The sequence below is a fragment of the Vagococcus vulneris genome, assembly GCF_003950515.1.
Lineage (GTDB): Bacteria > Bacillota > Bacilli > Lactobacillales > Vagococcaceae > Vagococcus > Vagococcus vulneris.
This window is the reverse complement of sequence record NZ_NGJS01000001.1, coordinates 250,044-269,707: the sequence shown is the minus strand read 5'-3', so window position 1 is coordinate 269,707 and position 19,664 is coordinate 250,044. Positions and strand designations below refer to the sequence as shown.

At 38.6% G+C, this 19,664-nt stretch carries 18 protein-coding genes; all 18 read left to right on the top strand.

Annotated features, from left to right (window positions below; genetic code table 11):
* The first annotated feature begins 11 nt into the window (after nucleotides 1-11).
* The 18 genes from CBF37_RS01275 (at nucleotide 12) to CBF37_RS01195 (ending at nucleotide 19,649) form a co-directional block, all read left to right on the top strand.
* Nucleotides 12-317: a hypothetical protein gene (locus tag CBF37_RS01275; protein ID WP_002350161.1), complete on the top strand. Its 306-nt coding sequence runs from the start codon at nucleotides 12-14 to the stop codon at nucleotides 315-317.
* Nucleotides 307-909: a hypothetical protein gene (locus CBF37_RS01270; protein WP_002350162.1), complete on the top strand. Its 603-nt coding sequence runs from the start codon at nucleotides 307-309 to the stop codon at nucleotides 907-909. Before CBF37_RS01275 ends, CBF37_RS01270 begins: the two co-directional genes overlap by 11 nt.
* Nucleotides 884-2,809, top strand: coding sequence for a VirB4 family type IV secretion system protein (locus CBF37_RS01265; RefSeq protein ID WP_002350163.1), 1,926 nt, complete (start codon nucleotides 884-886; stop codon nucleotides 2,807-2,809). The genes CBF37_RS01270 and CBF37_RS01265 overlap by 26 nt, the downstream gene beginning before the upstream one ends.
* A complete protein-coding gene (locus CBF37_RS01260; RefSeq protein ID WP_002350164.1) occupies nucleotides 2,809-4,497 on the top strand; it encodes an NlpC/P60 family protein in 1,689 nt (562 codons plus the stop codon). The genes CBF37_RS01265 and CBF37_RS01260 overlap by 1 nt, the downstream gene beginning before the upstream one ends.
* A 1-nt stretch (nucleotide 4,498) precedes the next feature.
* Nucleotides 4,499-5,113: a hypothetical protein gene (locus CBF37_RS01255; RefSeq protein ID WP_002350165.1), complete on the top strand. Its 615-nt coding sequence runs from the start codon at nucleotides 4,499-4,501 to the stop codon at nucleotides 5,111-5,113.
* A gap of 53 nt (nucleotides 5,114-5,166) precedes the next feature.
* Nucleotides 5,167-5,544 (top strand): thioredoxin family protein, encoded by a 378-nt coding sequence (locus CBF37_RS01250; RefSeq protein ID WP_002350166.1) that lies wholly within the window; start codon nucleotides 5,167-5,169, stop codon nucleotides 5,542-5,544.
* A gap of 21 nt (nucleotides 5,545-5,565) precedes the next feature.
* A complete protein-coding gene (locus CBF37_RS01245) occupies nucleotides 5,566-6,381 on the top strand; it encodes a hypothetical protein (protein WP_002350167.1) in 816 nt (271 codons plus the stop codon).
* Between the two features lie 362 nt (nucleotides 6,382-6,743).
* Nucleotides 6,744-7,001 carry a FitA-like ribbon-helix-helix domain-containing protein gene (locus CBF37_RS01240; protein WP_002350168.1) on the top strand — a complete coding sequence of 86 codons (258 nt, stop codon included), beginning with the start codon at nucleotides 6,744-6,746 and terminating at the stop codon, nucleotides 6,999-7,001.
* A complete protein-coding gene (locus CBF37_RS01235) occupies nucleotides 7,001-7,549 on the top strand; it encodes a hypothetical protein (RefSeq protein ID WP_002350169.1) in 549 nt (182 codons plus the stop codon). The genes CBF37_RS01240 and CBF37_RS01235 overlap by 1 nt, the downstream gene beginning before the upstream one ends.
* Nucleotides 7,550-7,551: 2 nt before the next feature.
* Nucleotides 7,552-8,793: a MobP2 family relaxase gene (gene mobP2 / locus CBF37_RS01230; protein ID WP_002350170.1), complete on the top strand. Its 1,242-nt coding sequence runs from the start codon at nucleotides 7,552-7,554 to the stop codon at nucleotides 8,791-8,793.
* A gap of 69 nt (nucleotides 8,794-8,862) precedes the next feature.
* On the top strand, nucleotides 8,863-9,045 hold the full coding sequence (locus tag CBF37_RS01225) for a type II toxin-antitoxin system HicA family toxin (RefSeq protein ID WP_002350171.1): 183 nt from the start codon (nucleotides 8,863-8,865) through the stop codon (nucleotides 9,043-9,045).
* A gap of 37 nt (nucleotides 9,046-9,082) precedes the next feature.
* The gene (locus tag CBF37_RS01220; protein WP_042958047.1) at nucleotides 9,083-9,538 is read left to right on the top strand and encodes a type II toxin-antitoxin system HicB family antitoxin; all 456 of its coding nucleotides are present in this window, start codon (nucleotides 9,083-9,085) and stop codon (nucleotides 9,536-9,538) included.
* Nucleotides 9,539-9,632: 94 nt separating this feature from the next.
* Nucleotides 9,633-10,073, top strand: coding sequence for a hypothetical protein (locus CBF37_RS01215; RefSeq protein WP_002350173.1), 441 nt, complete (start codon nucleotides 9,633-9,635; stop codon nucleotides 10,071-10,073).
* 71 nt (nucleotides 10,074-10,144) lie between these two features.
* On the top strand, nucleotides 10,145-11,728 hold the full coding sequence (locus CBF37_RS01210; RefSeq protein ID WP_002350174.1) for a DUF3991 domain-containing protein: 1,584 nt from the start codon (nucleotides 10,145-10,147) through the stop codon (nucleotides 11,726-11,728).
* A gap of 724 nt (nucleotides 11,729-12,452) precedes the next feature.
* The gene (locus tag CBF37_RS11925; RefSeq protein ID WP_111231128.1) at nucleotides 12,453-12,884 is read left to right on the top strand and encodes a TnpV protein; all 432 of its coding nucleotides are present in this window, start codon (nucleotides 12,453-12,455) and stop codon (nucleotides 12,882-12,884) included.
* Between the two features lie 47 nt (nucleotides 12,885-12,931).
* Entirely contained in the window at nucleotides 12,932-18,835 is a 5,904-nt protein-coding gene (locus CBF37_RS01205) for an SNF2-related protein (RefSeq protein ID WP_420824155.1), read from the top strand.
* A gap of 155 nt (nucleotides 18,836-18,990) precedes the next feature.
* Nucleotides 18,991-19,260, top strand: a complete 270-nt coding sequence (locus CBF37_RS01200; RefSeq protein WP_002350176.1) for a hypothetical protein — start codon at nucleotides 18,991-18,993, stop codon at nucleotides 19,258-19,260.
* 2 nt (nucleotides 19,261-19,262) lie between these two features.
* Nucleotides 19,263-19,649, top strand: coding sequence for a hypothetical protein (locus CBF37_RS01195; protein WP_105467011.1), 387 nt, complete (start codon nucleotides 19,263-19,265; stop codon nucleotides 19,647-19,649).
* The last annotated feature ends 15 nt before the right edge of the window (nucleotides 19,650-19,664 follow it).

Below are 19,664 nucleotides of genomic sequence, written 5' to 3'. Positions count from 1 at the left end.
GAAGGGAGCTTATGCGTAGAGAAGTTGCCAGACCGAAAGAAGCTATTACCAATATCAAGCAAGGAAAGTTTGATTTTAAAGATGTACTATTTATTGTGGGTAGTCCGTTTATCGGAATGATTTCTCAATACTTAGTGCCTGAAATGTTGAGCATTCCTTATATTCTCACCTATCCAGTGATCTCGTATCTACTTTTGTCTCCTAGTGATATTCATGGAAAAAAGAACTATCAAGTTGCTATGCAGGTGTTATTGAAGGACAGAAGAATATACCATTCAATCAACCCTCCAAAGGAGGAAGAGAGCCATGAAGTTTGATTCCGTTGAACGGAAAAAGCAAGAAAAAAAGAAGCCACGAGGTGTCCGCAAAGAGATTGATCGTTTAACGAAGGTCTATCCAGTCGCCGGAATCCATGAGAAAAATTATGTGAAGCTATCCATTAGAGGTCAGCGTTGGTACGCGGCCTTTTTTGATACCAAGAAATATGATTTAGAGCTTTTAGATGAATCAGAGGCCGATTTCGTGACCGATAACTATTGGTCATTCCAAAAGCAATATGGGAATTCTGTAAAGGAACTCTTTATGAATTTCCCTGAAGAGAATCAAAAACAACAAAATTATGTGAAGTATAAGCGTGATCGATCGAAAGACATCAATCAAATGCGGATTCTTCAGACGGAGCTAGAAAAGCTCAAATATATTGAAAAAACATATAAAAAACTCACTTCTTACGTCGTGATATTTGGTCGGACGATCAATGAATTAGAGGAAAACATATCCAATCTGAAACGATTTGATAACCTATTTCAAGCGAAGTTGTTGAAAAAAGAGTATGTAAAAAAAATGCTGTATATCCTGAATAATACAGGAGGGATTCAAATTTATGACAATGAAACAGAAAATAATTGATGAAGATGTTCAGTTTATTTATGATACGCAACCGCAAGGAGGTATATCCTTTAAAGACGATTTTTTCAATCGCTTTGGTGATGGCTATCGTGCAACAATCCATATTTTTGAGACACCAACGATCATGACAGAATTTTGGTTAATGGATCTCACTAGCTTAGATAATGTGATTGTTATGAAGGATTCAAGAACAGATGAAGGTGTCGCCTATAAAAAAGGCGTGAGTGAAACGATTGAGGAACTGGAGATCCGAAGAAAAAAAGCGAAGACGACGCAACGTGACGAGTTAGAACAAGAAATTGATATTTTACGCCACCTGAGTCTTAGCATGGGAAGTCAGGGAGAGCAGATCAAAAAGGTAGCATTTCGTATTTTCTGCAGCCAACCAACGCTAGATGCGTTGGAAAAACAAGTCAATGATATTCTGAAAAGCTTAGATTCGAATGGTTACAAAGCAACAGTGTTTCTGGGAGAACAAAAGGAAGAATGGCAGTCATTATTCATTCCTATGTCTGAACAAAAAAGACTTAGAAATCGACGTGAGGGTATGGATATTCAAGCTGAAGCTTTGGGCTTAGGTTTTGCCCATAATCAGACGTTTTTAGATGATGAAACAGGCTTCTATTATGGAATCACCCGAACCGGCGGAACAGTTTATTGGGATATGTTTCATAAAAACGCCATGCGTTTGTACTATAACTTATTCTTAGCCGGTGATATGGGATCGGGAAAATCGACTGTATTAAAAAAACTGTTGAGGGATAATGCCGCCAAGGGAAATGTCATTCGAGGGTTTGATAAATCTGGTGAGTTTCTAGATGTAGTTAAGGAATACGGCGGTGTGTCTATTCCCCTGGATGGGACCGGTGGTGTTTTAAATATGTTCCAGGTTTATCCGCTGGTATCAAAGAAAACAGAAGATGACTCGTATGTCGTGGATGTAAGAGGATCATTTACCCAGCATATCTCAATGCTGGGTATCCTATTTAAAATTAGGAATAAAAAAGCTTCAGATGAATTAGTTAGTGTTTTCGAGGACCAAGTTTGGGATTTCTTTATTGACTATGGGATTTGGCAGGAAGATGAATCAATTGATATTACGGCTTTGTCTAATGAAGAATACCCGACAGTGAGCGATTTTATTACTTACCTGGATAAGATTGAACCAAATGCTCCTGAAGACACGAAAGCACATATCAGCTCGATTCGTATAACTATGAAGCCTCTAACAAAACAATATAAACGAATTTTTGACGGTAAAACTAGCGTTCCAGATCTTGGTGAAAATCAAATCGTATTTTTTGATATTGAAGGGGTATCTAAATTAGGGTCGGAAGTTTTTGACTGTCAGTTGTTCTTAGCACTGAATAATATCATGGGAAATGTGACACGGATTGGTAAAAAGCAGAAAGATTTATTTGATCGGAATCAGATTAATTGGTGGGATATTATTCGCTGCTTAATTATTGTTGATGAGTGCCACAACATCTTAAATATTGAGAAGGCTTATGCGGCTAAATGGTTCGTTACGCTCATGTCTGAAGCACGAAAATTGTTTATTGGATTAGCGTTAGCAACACAACGTGTCGAGCGGATGTTTCCAAATGCAGAAAATGCCCAAGACAAAGATACGGTTGAAGCGGCCAATAAGCTAAAGGAAATTTTCGGATTAACACAATACAAGATATTACTGAAGCAAGATGTGACTTCGCTCAACTTTCTAAAAAGTATTTTCGGCAATATCTTTACGGAAACTGAATACGCAATGATGGCACAATTCCAAACGAGTAAGGAGGTAGGCGGTTCCCAGGGAATCATGAGTATTGCTGGAGACCAAAATATTCAAATGACTTTCCAAGTCACGGATGAAGAACTAGCCTTATTTAACGGGGGTGCCTAATGGGTAAAAAGGTTAAAAATTTACTTTTTAAAAGGTATCTAATTCCATTTATCTTGTCGAACTTTCTCTTATTGGGAACGTTATTCGTTGTGATTCTTTCAGTCTTTTCAATGCTTTATATGAGTCAAAATAATAAGTGTGATCCAGCGGATAGTCCAGATATATCGATCAATGGTGATTCCGGGGCTGACCCCGCATCAATCGACGATTTTGTTAAACAGCATAAAGATGCTTATATCCTCTCGTGGAAAGCGGGAGGTTTTTTACCGTCTGCAAGTATCGCTCAAACAATGGTAGAGAACGGATTTAATTTTACGAATCCATCAGGAACGTCTCTATGGCAAGCGCATAATATGGGCGGCGTCAAAACATCAAGTAAATCAAACTTTCCTATTACCTTAGCAACATTCGGTGATGACTCAGTAGATATTACTGGAACGAAGCCAGGAACGTCGGTAGGTGATAATACTGGCGGCGCTTATACCTGGTTTAAGGATTACAATGCGGGGATTGTGGGTAAAGCAGAGTTCATGGCACACCAAACTCTTTACACTGGAGCAATTAATAATACAGATGGGGCGAGTGCCCTTTCTGCGATATTTAAAGGTGGCTGGGCGACCGATCCAAGCTACCTGGTCAAGCTTCTGAGTACCTATAACTCTCTCGGTAAAAAGTATCAATGGTTAGATCAAGAGGCGGTTGTTAAGTACGGCACGGCACCATATAAATCAGGAGCGGTTAATGAGAATCCATCAATACCTGATAAAGGTTCTGGTTCATCAACCGGTAAAGTGGATTCATCTAAACGTGCCAATATTGTTGGTTTTGCTCGAAGCAGAATTGGCATTCCCTATGTTTGGGGTGGCCGTGATTGGGACAAAGGAATGGATTGCAGTGGTCTTACTATGTTGGTTTATCAAAAGGTCGGAATCACTTTACAACCCACGTCTGAGACTCAATCAAATGCCGTTAAAAAAATCAGTAAAGAGGAAGCCAAAAAAGGAGATCTTGTCTTTTGGGGACCTGCTGGAAGCTCACATCATGTGGCCATCTATAGTGGTGACAACAAGGTTATTGAAGAACCGCAACCAGGAAAAAATTGTCAAGAAGTTCCGCTATATGGGGACTATTGGTTTGGGACTATGGACGGCCTCGGAAGTGATGAAGGCAAGGCCAGCGATAGTGATAATTGCGAAGTAGTAACCGGTGATACTTCAGGTGAAGTCATTGGTCAAAATTCTGCGCCTACACTTGATGTGCCACCTGAGTACAAGGGTAAGTTAACACTTCCAGCGCCCGATAATAAGAACTATGCTGGCAATCAATACCCAATGGGACAATGTACTTGGGGAGCTTATAATCGTATGGCTCAAATTGGTAAACCGATTGAATGGTTCTCTGGTGACGGAGGAAATGGTGGCTCCTGGGGAGCTTCTGCACGTGCAAGAGGCTACACCGTAGTGAAGGGAAAACCACAAGTTGGTTGGGCTGCAAGTTTCTATGGTGGTTTAGCAGGTTCGACTCCTCCATACGGTCATGTTGCAGTCGTTGAGTACGTCAATTCCGATGGCAGTATGTTAGTTAGTGAAACCAATGTTGTGAGTCCAGGGTCAGGCACACGTTCTTGGCGAGTGATCGATAAAGCAACAGCTTCGCAAGTAGAATTTATCCAAGGAAAGGGGAAATAAAATGGAGAATGTTTCTAAACGAGTGAAAGGAATCGCTGGTGTTTTGATCGCTATTTTTCTTCTCGCCGCTCTATTTTCCATAGTGAATGACAATCGAGAGAAGGCACAAAGTATCAAGGAATTAAGGCAACAAAACACTAGCTTGAAGAGTAATGAAAGGAAACTATCCGCTAAATATACGCACCTTTCCGAACAATATAATTCACTAAATAATGAAAAAAATGGTTCTGCGAATGAAGCATTATTGGGCACTACGAATAAGTTATTCAACACCGTTTATTCTTACGATACTAGTAAGAGATCGGACAGCGTCGCGGCTCGAAAAACGAAAGCAGAACCTTATGCGAATACGACAACTCTGGATGCTCTTTTCTCAAAAGATGCGGATAAATTAACCCCAAGTGTCACAACTGTATCTGAATTAGAAGGGCAACCGGAGGTCTACAGAATGTCCTCAGACGAAAAAAATCTAACTGCAATGGTATTAGTCAACTACTCATTATCAATCGCTGGAAGTGAGAAACAAGAGGGGAAATTTCTTTATAAGATTGTCTTTGATCCTGCTGTAAAACAAGTAATAGAAATCAAAAATATTGGTGAAATTTCAATACCTTAAATCGATTAAAGTAAAAAACAAAACTCAATTCTGAATCAAGAATAGGTGAACGTATGAGAAAAGGATATAAACCGAAGTGGATCGTCTTTCTTCTATTAATAAGCGTCCTGTTATTAACGACTGTAGGTTCAATTACTCAAATGAATGCTTTTGAAAAAAACACTACGACCATAAAACTTACTCAAAAAGAAGAAAAGATCATAGTCTTTTATCGTGATGATTGTCCTGATTGTCAGTCCATTTTTCCTTTGTTGTATTATCACAACCTGGTTAAAAACGATCTCGTTTTTGTCAATATGAATCAGCCAGCTAACCGACACTATATACAAACCTATAACCTGAAAAGTGTTCCTACGATTGTTAAAAAAGACCGCCACTATTCAGGGACAAATAAGAAAAAAATTCATCAAATGATTGGAAATATTTTTTGAAAGAAAGGGGGGAGGAATTAAGTGGCCGTAAAAATTTCATTGAAGAAAAATGAACGAAAAAAATACCAGCGAATGGTGTTCGCAATCGTGGGTGTTTTCCTATTTTTCTTTGGAAGTAGCTTTCTAGTCAAACCGGAAGTCGATGCAAAATCTACGAAAGTAGGCGACGAAATCTCTTCGGAACTTCGTAGTATTACTTTGATAGAACGACAGTACTATCCCAAAGAGGAAACATTAATTTTCTCTTTTACCTCACCAGTTAATAGCTCTACTGTTCTTGATGAGTTGAAAGTATCTGCCAAAAAAGATCGCACCGATAAGACGAAATATGATACATCAATCAAGAAGATTAATGAAGATCTCTACGTCGTTAAGGTCAAACATTTACCTGATACATGGGAGAAATTAGCCGTCGCGATTTACGCAAAAAAAGTCGATTTAGAATCCATGGGTGACGATCAAAAAATCCATTTTGTCAGAAATGAAATATCTACAGATGATCCATATAATTCGAATCGTTCGAAAGAGTCTTATGAGCTATCTGCAGTTAAATTGGAAATTGATCAGACCCAAAAAGAAATGAGGAACAATGCAAAGAAAGAGACCACTCATCGAAAATCGATCAGAAAAATCGAAAAGGTTAACGATAATCTGCAAGCCTCACTTGAAGAAAAAACCGATAAGGAACAAGAAGAAGTGAAGCAAACGATTGAACAGAATAAATCACAAATCGAATCAATCGACAAGGAAATATCTACCTTAAAAGAAAGTGACAATGAGCTGAATTTGAAGCTGAATAAATTGAATGATCGGAAAGAGGAGCTGCAAAATTCATAAGTCGCTCCCTAAAAATTAGACCCGCTACGGAACATGGTATTTTCCCGGAATTTTTAATCTAGTAGCTTTATAACTTTCTTGTCCTAGTTTTTTGACCCGCTATAAAGTCGGGTTTGCACTAAATGACCCGCTAAGGAGCCAGGTCGATGGATTAACAGACCCGCTAAGGAGCATGGTTCACAAAGTTTTCTGATATCACGCTAAAACCAAACCGCACTGCGGTTTCTATCATTTATGATAGCAGGTTTCCCTTATGCTCTTACAAAATCCCTTCTCATTGTTTCACAATGTCAGGGATTTGTAAGTTCTCCGAACACATTCGGTTTCCCTTACTTTGAAAAATTGACAAAGGATTTGATAATTTGAGTAACATTATAATTAGAAACTTACCCGCAAAAACAGTCGCCGCTCTTGATGAGCTGGCGAAAAAAAATAGTCAGTCTAGGGAAGAATACATCCGCCGACTTTTAGAGCACCATGTGATGTATTCGGAAGTGGAAGGTCTGAATAAGAAGTATGAAACGTTGGTCCAAGAAGTTTCGCAAAATATGCTTCTTGTGCTCAAAGAAAATACCAAAGCCTTGAATGAATTTATTGACATTCGGAAGGAGAACTCCTGATGAAAAAATTGGAAGTAAACTTGAGAGAAGCAGACGAATCCGAGTATGGTTGGGCATATTTAGAACCTTATTTGGAAAAGTCAGATGGCAAACGTCGGCCAGCATATCAAGCACTTGAGCAAATATTTCGTGAACATGAAATGTATAGGACCATTACTGAGAATATGACCTCCATGCAAAAAGAATTATCCGGTCAGTTAGACAAAATTCAAGAAGAAGTTCATTTTACTTTGTTGCGTAGTGGCGACGCTGAGAAAAGTGCTAGAACCCTTCTTCATTTATGGAACAGTTACAACTTTGATAAGAACGTCACCAGCTACTTACCTATGGGTGAGCTGGTGACGCCACCAATGGAAAAAGCAATGCATGAAGTCGGCCAGTATTACAAAGAGTTATCTGCGAAAAAAAGAAGTCGGAGTGAATCATTAACAACAGATGCAGAAAAAATAAATACATCAGACCAAGATCAAAAACTACCAGAAAAAGAAGGTCTTAGTGAGGTAGATTCTGCTGGTGTAAGAGCTACGTTTGCGGATTGGGCTGAATAATTATGGTGAAGGCAGCACTGGTTATGAAGTGGAAATTTGTCATGTCAAACAACCAAAAATTTCAGAAATATATCGATTATATTGATCGTGATGAAGCGACACGGACGAAAGAATTTCACCAGTATAATATCTTGGAAAGTGACGGCTACAATCATTATATGGAGGATCCCGAAAAGTCTTCAGGATTGTTTACAGCCAACAAGGATCACTTAACTAAAGAAGAACGACTGACAGTAAAAAAATTATTCCAAAAAGCGCAAAGCAATGACTCGCTAATGTGGCAAGACGTTGTTAGTTTTGACACGAATTGGCTGACGGAAGTTGGGTTATACGACGCAAAAAACGATCAATTAAACGAACCAAAAATTATGAATGCTATTCGAGTCGCTATGAAAGAGCAGTTAAATGCAGAAAAGCTAAAAAATAGTGCTGTGTGGACCGCCGCAATCCATTACAATGAGCTACATCATATTCATGTCCACATTGTGATCGTGGAACCTGAACCGACTCGTGAATACGGCACTTTTACCAGAAAAGACGGTTCAACCTATGAAGCGAGAAAGGGGTTCCGATCGAAGAAAAATGTTGATCGTTTTAGAAGCCAGGTCATGAGTCAGTTGTTGGATCGAGATCAGCCATTGGCTCAAATATCTTCAATGATACGTACCCAATTAGGGAAACACAAAGGAAGTATGCGGCAACTGCCAGATAGTGAACTAAACTATTTATACGATAAGATTTATCAATCTTTACCGCCAGATCGTAACAAGTGGAAGTACAACATGAATGCAATGAACGAGATACGACCAGATATTGATCGGTTCATTAGGACCTATCTCAACACGTATGAAAAAAATGAGTATCATGAGCTTCAAAATTTATTAGATGAAAATTCTTCTTTCTATATGAAGTTGTATGGTGAAGGAACAAAAGAGTATCAACGAGCAAATGATTTTAAGATCAATAAGAATGCAGAATTGTATTCCTTGTTGGGTAATTCATTGCTAAAAGAGATGTCCAATCAGTACAAAGCAGAACATGATATCCCAACTAAAGACGGTTCTGTTGATTGGAATAAGTTACTTTCTAAGCAATCCAAAAACCGGAGTAGCCATACAACAAAACCTGATTTATCTAAAGTAAAAAAGGCACTAAGAAAAGATTTTCAAAGTATTAAGAACCAACAAGTCTACTTGAAGAATATGAGGGAAAGAGAACAACCAGATCAAGGATTATCTCGATAGAATTATAGCCAACCATTTACAATACGTGTAATACGTGCTATAATATTTTTGTCAGGAGGTATAGTGCACATGCCAATGACGCAAAATGAAATGGTGAAACTCCTAATTGAACACGGCGGCGTTAAAGTCAAAGGTGGGAAAGGATCTCATATAAAAGTGAGGTTTCCTGGAGTGAACCGGCCGATCATTGTTCCTCAGAAATTACCCAAAGGGACAGAAAACGGTATTTTGAAGCAAGCAGGGTTGAAATAACTCTGTTCTGCTTCATTAAAAGAAAGGAGAATGAATGATGCTTGTTTCTTATCCGGCCTTGTTCTATTTCGAAAATAGCGAAGGCTATGACCCTGGATTTTCTGTTTTCTTTCCAGACTTTCCCAATACAGGTGGTACGAGTGGTTCTACAATCTCTGAAGCTCTGGAAATGGCGTCTGATTATTTAGGAATTTTATTATCTGATGATATTGAACAGGAACGCGAGTTACCAAAACCTTCCTTAATCAGTTCGCTATCTTTAGAAGAGAATGATCCTTTTAAAGATGATTCAGATTTTAATTTTGAATATGATTTTGAAAAATCGTTTGTGTCTATGGTGAGTGTTGATCTATCCCAATATCTTGGGAATAATGATCCCATTAAAAAGACTTTAACTATTCCCAAGTGGGCAGATAAGCTTGGAAAGGATCTTCATTTGAACTTTTCAAAGACTTTAACTGATGCAATCGTAAGCAAAAAAATGGGTGCATAAAAACATTTTTAATGAAAAAAATAATAACAATTTTTAAGGGAAGCGAATTATTCGTTTCTCTTTTTTTATTATCAAAAAAAAGGAGGGAAGCTTAATGGCGAATACATCAAATGCAAAACAAACTTATTCGATTGGAAATTTAGTTAATGAAGTAAATAAGCAGTATGAGGGATTATTTGAAATACCTGATTCAGAGTTAACGATCGGTGACGATCGTTTTTTTAATTTGCTTAAGATTAAGCATAAAGAAAATGAAAAAGTGCTGGTTTTATCTTCTTTAGAACAGGAACAGGATTATTTTGTTGTTGGTCCGAATGAAGTGAAATGGACGGATAACTGGTCAGGAGAAGATGAACGAATCTATAGAGGTAATGTTCAAGATGAGTTCCAGATTTCTTTTGAAGAAGAGGTATTTCAAGTGAACGCAAATGATTTAGAGTTTAGCAAGAAAAGGACAAGTCCAGTTTTCGAAATTGATATGGATACACCGAACAAACACACTAATCGTTCAAATTCTCACGGATTAGAACGATAAATATGAGCTATCGTTGAGAGAAGAAGTGAGTAGAAAATGCTCACTTTTTTTCTATTTTGGAGGTGACATGAATGGAAAAAAATGAGTACCAAAAGTTATTAACTGAAGCCAAGAAAATTTCTATTACTTCAGTCATGGATGATCAAGGAATGGACTATATTGATATGCGCAATTTTGCCCAGGGAATCGAGCATGACAGTTTAATGATCGACAAGCGAAAGAATCGCTTTTATTGGAACTCTCAAGTTGAAAATGGTCAAGTTGTTCATGGAGACGTCTTAGACTTTGTTTCCCGATTTTACGACATGAGTCATTTAGAAGCGCTGAATTATTTAACCCAGGAACACCATGAACAGCTCAGAAAGACTGAAACTACTGAAAACCCCAAAGAACCATTTCAGTATTATTTTGAACATAATAATGACTTCTCTAATGCAGCTGATTATTTGGTAAATCAGCGGAAATTATCAGCTACTCTAGTCGAAACATTACACGAGAAAGGCTTCATTCAAGAAGATAAATACAAGCAAAGTATATTTGTTTGGTCGGACACTGGCAAAGCGGTTGGGGCTTCCGTGGTAGGCTCTGAATACAATCCTGAAAAATTTAAACGTGGCCGCTTTAAAGGAATCGCCAAAAATAGTGAAACGAATTTCGGATTTAACGTAACAATCGGAACGCCAAATAAGTTGTTCGTTTTTGAGTCGCCTATTGATCTACTCAGTTATTGGTCCATGAACCCACAATTGGAGAATTGTATGTTAGCGGAAATGGAAGGGTTGAAGGAGCAATCAGTTTATAAATTTATCAATCAAATGTATCTCTCCAAAGGTTCTTTGCCTCATGAGGGGATTTACATTGGCGTTGATAATGACCAAGCGGGCCACCGTTTTTTTGATAATCTATCCAAACTTTCTTATGTAATTAATGAGACTGGTCAAGAGATTCATTTCAAAAAATTGATTCCACATGATTTGGACATCCCTAAAGAAAATATTCCCATTTACCAGGAAGCGGCCAGCTCTTTTAATGTTGATTGGAGGGCAGTTGCGGCCACTCACAAGGCGCTTACGAATTTCAATACCGAAGGGAAAACTGCAAATTCTTGGAATGTGGATCATTACTTTTCTGGTGAGGATTTTGATTTATTTTTGGAAAGTAAGAATGTGGCAGAGCAACTAGCCGAAATTGAAACAACTACTGAAGAGTATGATTTCCAAAAATTGTTTCGTATTAACGAGGGACTGGACCCGATTGAGCTGCATGGACTAAATCAAAAAGTAAGCAGTTATTATGAAGATTATCGCAATCTTGGCTACCGACCAACAGACGCTCTTATTAAGGACTGGAATGATTCTCTACGATATAGAGTACTGGTGCAATTAGAAGCTCGTTTACTTGAATCCGTATATGAGCGCAATGGTAAAGAGCAGATGAAAATCCACAAAGATGAGGAACGAAAAAAGTATGTCGCTGTTTCTCAAGATTCACAATTTCATGAACCTTTCTTTGAAGCGGACTCTCCTGAAGAGGCCGCTCTTTTAGTAAAAAATTATGGGTTCCAGGCAGTAGATAAAGAGGATCGTGTGAAATATCAGCCTGGTCGAGTGCCTGAAGGAAAGAAACATGAAGAATCATGGCCGATGAGTCGTTGATATTAGGAGGAAAGATGTATGGGCTTATTAGATCGATGGAAAAATCAACAACATTCGATTAACAAATTACACAATGATTTGGCTTCAATGTACAAACAGATATTAGAACAGGTAACTAGTAATGAACAGGAAATTTTGCAGTTCTTAGAGTTTAGCAGCCAACTATACAAGTATGACTTAGAAAGTGCTTTGTTTGCTTATGGTCAGAATCCAAATGCAAAATTTTTAGCAGATTTCGATACCTGGAAATCTATTGGTCGATCTGTTACGCAAGGTTCTAAGGCCATTAAAGTGTTGCACCAAAAAGAAAACGGCTTATTTTACCATGTGAACTTATTTGATGTCGCTCAAACAACTGGAAGAGAGTTTCCTTTTCCGGTTTGGCTGATGGATGAAGTTCAATACACTACTGTCACTGATCGGGCATTCCAGATTTCAGATGATTCTGTTGATCGTCTTTGGAATGGGATTGTTAGGGAGTATTCGGATAATCGGGGGATAGGACACTTGTCGGATTCGTTTGAATATTATGAGGAAGTTAGTGAGTTTATGTTGAAATATAAACTTGGCCAGCTTCCTCGGTGGAAGGATTACATCGACGACGTGCAGCCTTTTGTCGGAAATCCAGAACTATTCGTTGAGGCTGTCCCTGAAATTATTGATGCAAACCGTTCACTTTTAGCACAAATAGATCAAGCGAAAAGAGAATTACTTTCAAAGGAGAATGACCATGCAAAGCAATCTAGCTCAAATCAATCAGTATCAAGAGAAAATGAACCAACAAAACCAAGCGTACAACCGGCGAACGGAGCCGATCGTGATGCTGGATTACAAGGAAGAGAACGGCCTACTGTATCCGAAAATGACAGAAATGGCCGGGAACCACGAACTGAGCAAACAAGAAATGATGATACAGGAATATCTGCAGGAGAATCAAGCAGCACTGTATCACGAGTTGTATCTGAGCGGCGAGTTGATGATTTATCTGAAGAACAAGGAGGAACAATTGAAGACGAAAGAACAGAGGATCTTCCAGGAACTACTGCAGCAGAGATCGGGCCAACTGCCGACAGAACTATTACACCGGACACAAGTGATCAACCAGCTGAAGGAACAAGCCTACGAAATGACACTGGAGGATCTTCTTCCGGTTTAAGCAAGGCCGAACCATTTTCTTATAAAGAACTGGTTTCAGTCGTAAAAATGGGCTCTCAATTTCAGGATGGGAAATTCCGAATTTATGACGCCTTTAATAAAGGATTATCAAAGACGGAACTCTCTCAATTCTTAAAAGAAGAATACGGCACTGGTGGCAGTACCTCTACCGGCCAGTTTAAACTGATTACAGATCATGATAGCAAAGGAATTCGGATTCGAGATAAGTGGGAGGGAGAAGATAAAAGAGAAACGCGTCTTACCTGGAACCAAGTTCGAGATTACACCCAAACGTTGGTTTCTGCAGGACTTTATTTTTCGGAAGAGGAAAGATTGAACTATCAACGATACCAACATGGCCAGATAGCGAAAAATGCAGGAATCACACCGAAAGAATATTTGCCAGAAGTCTTGAAATCAAACATGTTGATCAATCTAAAGAGAGATATTTATTATTTCTTCCAAGAAGAACCTTCAGTAGATAAACGAGCAGAGTTCCTGAAAGAGCGATATGGAATAGGTGGGGCGAATACACCTGATAAACCCTACCATTATGCCCATGCAGATAAAGGAATCACGTTAACGAACTATTATGAATCAAAGTCGTTTACCTGGAAACAAGTAGCAGAAGGTATCCAACAATTATTAAATGAAAATGCGTATATGCAAGCAGGTGATTATGAGGAACAACAACGAGATTATGGAATCGATCTAAACCTAGATGAATCAGGTATGGAGGATCAGGCTGAATCAACGCAAGAAGATCTGAGGGATGTCCCCGCGGATTCGTTAGTCGATGTACCTGGATGGAACGAATTACCCGAAGACTATCGTTTCCAGCGATTGAATGACAAGGCGTATCTAGTTAATGAAAAAGGTGAATTTGAGATTGAGCCAGTCGAAATCACTTATTCTGAAGGAAAGACATACTACCGGCCCATTGTGCAAGCTACTGTTGAAACGATCGAAGTAGTACAAGTGGCTGAAGGTGAAATGGACTTATTTGATTATCAGTATACGGAAGCACAAGCAGTCACTGCTGCAACCAACAAAGCAGAATCCAAAAAAGATTCAGTCGTACCGATAGATTTCTCCTTTGACAAAAACAATGATTCTCTTTATGGTAAAAAACCGAAAGAACGCCTAGCGGATAACTTGGCTGCCTTGCGACTGTTAAAACAATTAGAGCAAGAGAATCGGTTAGCCACTGCCGACGAACAAGGGATTTTAGCTAAATATGTTGGTTGGGGCGGCTTATCTGAAATCTTTAATACAGATAATGATACCTACCTAAAAGAGAGAGAAGAGCTAAAGGAATTGGTGACCACCGAAGAATACGAAAGTGCCAGAGAAAGTGTTTTAACCGCTTATTATACGGACCCGATGATTATAGAACAAATGTATGAAACAGTAGAACGTCTTGGTTTTAAAAATGGCCGAATTCTTGATCCTGCAATGGGAACAGGGAACTTTTTCTCAGCAATGCCGGCTACAATGAAGCAAAACTCCCAACTATATGGTGTGGAGCTGGATCATTTATCTGCAGCACTCTCTAAGCAGTTGCAGCAGTCGGTTCATATACAAGAAAAAGGGTTTGAAGAGACACAATTTATCGATGGTAGTTTTGATTTAGTCGTGGCGAATGTGCCGTTTGCGGACTTCAGAATCAAGGACCAAAAGACCTTGGAAAGCTACTATATTCATGATTACTTCATCAAACACTCCCTGGATCTTGTTCACGAGGGTGGCATTGTTGCGGTGATCACTTCTTCGGGTACTTTGGATAAGAAGGACTCTTACTTCAGAAAAGAGTTAGCCACTCGGGCAGAGTTATTGGGGGCTGTTAGGTTGCCGGAAACTGCTTTTAAGGCGATTGCTGGTACAGAAGTAACAACGGATATCCTTTTCTTTAGAAAAGAAGCTGCCGAACTAAAGAGGGATTACGGGGTACGCTCATGGGAATCTACTGTAGAAATTGAAAATCATCAACGGTTTGATGATGGCTCGTTGTATCCGCCAATTACTGTAAATAAATTCTATTCTGAAAGATGGTCTTCTATTTTAGGTGAATTTAAATACAAGAATTTCCGTGGAGGAACCTATACCGTTGTTCCGCAAGAGAACAGCAATTTAAGTGAGCAATTACAAAATCGATTGCAGATAGTAAAAGGTGAGTACATTCCACCAGTAGAATTAAGTTATAAGGTACCCGAAGTGTTGCCGCTGATTGATGAAGAAACACCTAATTTTGACCAGGAACAATTGCCTCTATACAGCTATATTGAAAGAGAAGGCTCTATTTATTATCACGGCAATGGTGATATTGAGAAAGTAAGTCTAGGAGATACTAGGAAAAAACGAATGCTGGGTATGATCGATATCCGTGATTGCTTGTCTGAAGTTATTTCTTATCAGCAGCAGTATGATTTTGACCATACTATTTTTGCAGATAAACTTACTGAATTGAATCGAGTCTATGATAAATTCGTCAAAAAATACGGTCCAATCAATTCACAAGTAAACAGTCGTTTATTTTATGAAGATGACCGTTTTGCTCTGCTTTCTTCGATTGAAATTCCCAAAAAGGATGGTTCAGTTTCAAAAGGTGACGTTTTTAGAAAGGCAACCATACGACAAGTTGAACCTGTGACGAAAGTAAATAGTGCAATTGAAGCGTTGAACCATAGCTTGTCAAAACTTGGCAGGGTGGATCTTAGCTATATGTTGTCGATTTATCCAGTAGAAGAATCCATTTTGTTAGAACAGTTTGATAACCACATTTTTATTGATACCGAAAAATATTTACAAGCGGACAAGCAAACAGAAAAAGCGTACGTTCCTAAAGACGAATATTTATCAGGTGACGTGAAACATAAATTAAGCCTGGCAAAAATGTTGGCCGGCACAGATGATCGCTTTGAAAAAAATATTGTAGCGCTGCAAGAAGTCATACCTAAAGATTTAACGATTAGCGAAATAGAATATGATATTGGAACCAGTTGGATACCACTGGACACGTATCACACCTTTATGAAAGAGGTGTTAGATACAGCACCATTCAAGCTTTCACATGAAATAATAAAAGTAGAATACAATCAGTATTCGGATACGTACCATATCAACGGTAAAAAATCGGATAATTCGGTGTTGATCAATAACGAATATGGAACCAGTCGTATCAATGCTTATCAAATTCTTGAAAAGTCTTTAAATATGAAAACTGTTCAAATCTTTGATAAGGAAGAAGTTTGGGTAAATGGGGAACAAATCACTAAAGATGTGCTGAATGTAAAAGAAACCATGTTGGCCCGATCGAAACAAGAACATATCCACCATGCTTTTAAAGACTGGCTGTTCCAAGATGCCCAACGTGCGGAAATGCTCTTGAGGATTTACAATGATACGTTCAACAGAATCCGGCCAAGACAATATGATGGCAGCTATCTTTCTTTTGAGGGAATGAATGAGCAATTTGAATTAAGACCCCATCAAAAAAATGTGGTCGCTAGGATCGTTGAGAATGGGCGGGCATTGATGGCTCATGAGGTGGGGGCTGGTAAAACGGCTAGTATGATCAGTGCTGGTATGATGATGAAAGACCAGGGCTTGATTAAAAAACCAATGTATATCGTGCCTAATCATCTGACGGAACAATTCGGCCAAGAATTACTTCGATTTTATCCCTCAAAGAATGTTTTGATTACCGGTAAAAAAGATTTTGAGAAAAAGAATCGGCAAAAATTTATTTCAAGAATTGCGACAGGCGACTATGACGCAATTATCATTGGGCATAGTCAATTTGAGAAAATTCCTTTAAGTAAGGAGCGGAGAGCCGCTTTGATCAAGCGAGAACTGAGTGAACTTGAGGAAGGAATCCGGCTCGAAAAGGGTGAAAGTGGACAATCTTGGAGTTTAAAGCAGATGGTCAGTTTTGAAAAACGGCTGAAAGAACGGCTGAAGAACCTCCAAAATGAAGAGTACAAAGATCGGCTACTAACTTTTGAAGAGTTGGGCGTCGATTTTTTATTTGTCGACGAAGCTCATAATTATAAGAACCTTTATACCTATACAAAAATGTCGAATGTTGCTGGTGTGAATACTTCAAACAGCTTGCGTGCGACAGATATGTTTATGAAGTGCCAATATATGTTGGAAAAATTTCAAAATAGAGGAGTTGTTTTTGCGACTGGTACACCGATTTCTAACTCAATGAGTGAATTGTATACCATGCAGCGCTATCTTCAACCAGATGAATTAGCTCGGATGAATCTTCATACATTTGACCGCTGGGCTTCTACTTTTGGTGAGGTGGTTACAGCACCAGAGATCAATCCGGAAGGCAGTGGCTTCCGCATGAAGAGTCGCTTTGCAAAATTCCATAATCTACCGGAGTTAATGAGCTCGTTCCATTTAACTGCAGATATCCAAACGAGTGATATGCTCCATTTACCAGTTCCTGAAATTGCGACAGGAAAACCGCAATTGGTGATTTCTGAACCTTCAGAATTTCAGCAAAAGAAAATGGCTGAATTGGCCGAACGAGCAGATGCGGTGCGTTTGGGGCAAGTAGATCCACGAGAAGACAATATGCTGAAAATCACTAATGAAGCCAAATTAATGGCGATTGATCCCCGACTGTTAGAGCCAGCAGCACCAGTTTATACGGATGGAAAACTATTCAGATGTGCAGAAAACGTTTATGAGATCTGGCAAAGTACGTCTGAAAAGAGATCGACTCAAATTATTTTTTCAGATTCTGGTACGCCCAATCCTAATAAATTTAATGTGTATGATGAAATGAAAAAAGTTCTTGTTGAAAAAGGAATACCAGAAAATGAAATTGCTTTTATTCATTCGGCCAAAAACGACCGGCAGCGGGACGAATTATTTGAAAAAGTTCGTCGGGGAGACGTTCGCATTATTTTAGGAAGTACTGAAAAATTAGGAACTGGTACAAATATCCAGGATAAATTGATTGCCCTGCACCATTTGGATGTTCCTTGGCGCCCAAGTGATCTGACCCAAAGGGATGGTCGTGGTGTGCGGCAAGGAAATGAAAACTCAGAAGTTCAGATTTATCGCTATGTTGCTCGAAATTCTTTTGATTCTTATTTATGGCAGACCCAAGAAAACAAATTGAAGTTTATCAATCAGGTTATGACTGGTAAAAGCATTGCTAGAAGTGCAGATGATATTGACCAATCAACGTTAGATGCGGCTGAAGCTAAAGCGCTGGCCACCAACAATCCTATGCTTTTAGAAAAGATGACAGTCGATCGGGAAGTCATGAATCTGCAGTTACTAAAAAGCAGCTGGCAATCTAGCCGATTAACATTAACTCATAACTTAGAAAACGTATATCCCAAACAGTTGGAAGATACACAAATAAATTTGGAAAAAACGATCAAGGACAATGAGTGGGTCGCTAAGCAATTAAATGGTGAATTCTCCATGACACTATTAGACCAGGTTTATGAAGATCGATCGGAAGCGTTAGAGGCATTCAATTCGATTATAGAAATGGGATCAGAAATGGAAGGAAAAATAATCGGTTCAATGCACGGTTTTGATCTAAAAATCGCTCCTTCTCGTTTCGGTCAAATGATTGTTTCCTTAGAGCGAGAACGAAGCTATACGGTTGCTGTAGAAAAAAATGGGAAAGGGTCTCTAACGCGCATGACGAATGTTTTGCGGACACTTCCTGAAAAGATCAATAATTTGAGAAACGAAAAAGAGGATCTGGTTAAAAAACTCGATCAAGCCAAGCGACAAGTCGCTAAGCCTTTTGAACAAGAGGAGGAATTGAAACAGTTGCTAGAAAAACAGACAGCCATCAACCTTTCTTTAGAAATGGGTGAAAATGCTACTTCTATTCAACAACCTACTGTAGAGATAGCAGATGAAGTAAGCTCCATCAAACCTACTTCTCTAGCAATGGAACAAGGAAGATGAGTGAAAGTATTTTTAACAATCCCTTGTGTATATCCCGTATACGGGATATACTGTGGATAGAGATAGTAATTTTAAAAAAGGATATTGTTCTCTACTACCAAGAATTCAATAGTAGTTAAAGCAAAGTATCTATAAAAAGAAAAAGGTGATTTTTTTTGAATTACAAAACGAGTGAAGCGGAGCGTAAAGCAAAAAGAGAATATCGTCAAAGAAATAAAGATCAGGAGCGGATTGCAACTTACCGCAGAACAACTAAAGGTTATTTAACGAAACATGCGACTTTTTTTGAGTTAATAGATTTCCAGCGATATATATTTGCTCGAATAAATGAACTGATTGACTCACCAGAATATAATTCTGACGATAAAGCAGAATTAGAAAAAATGTATAGAGAAGTGTTAGATGAATTCCAAAGGAGGGAATGAAAATGAATCTACTCACGCATATATTTAATGGAGTAAACTTAATAGTAGATACTGTAGGATGGTTATTTGCGTGGTTGGTCAAATTGATTTTGAAAGGTATTACTTCTTTTTGTGGGTGGGGAATTAGTAAGATTCAATCACTACCTGAAAACATTCAAATTCCAATCAGTGCAATGCTAGTTCTCATTTTTATAGGTATCTTTTTAGCTTGTTTATGGGTATTTCCCTATATCGTGATCGTGACTCTTATTGTTATTCCAGCAGCTATTTTTCTGTTGAAACTGTTTATCGGATGGATCGTTTTATTTAGTATAATTTATGCGGTCTATTTGATTATTAAAAGTATCAGTACAAGATTATGGCAGTACATCAATCTCAAAAGAGCCTGACAGAAGGGAGTGGAA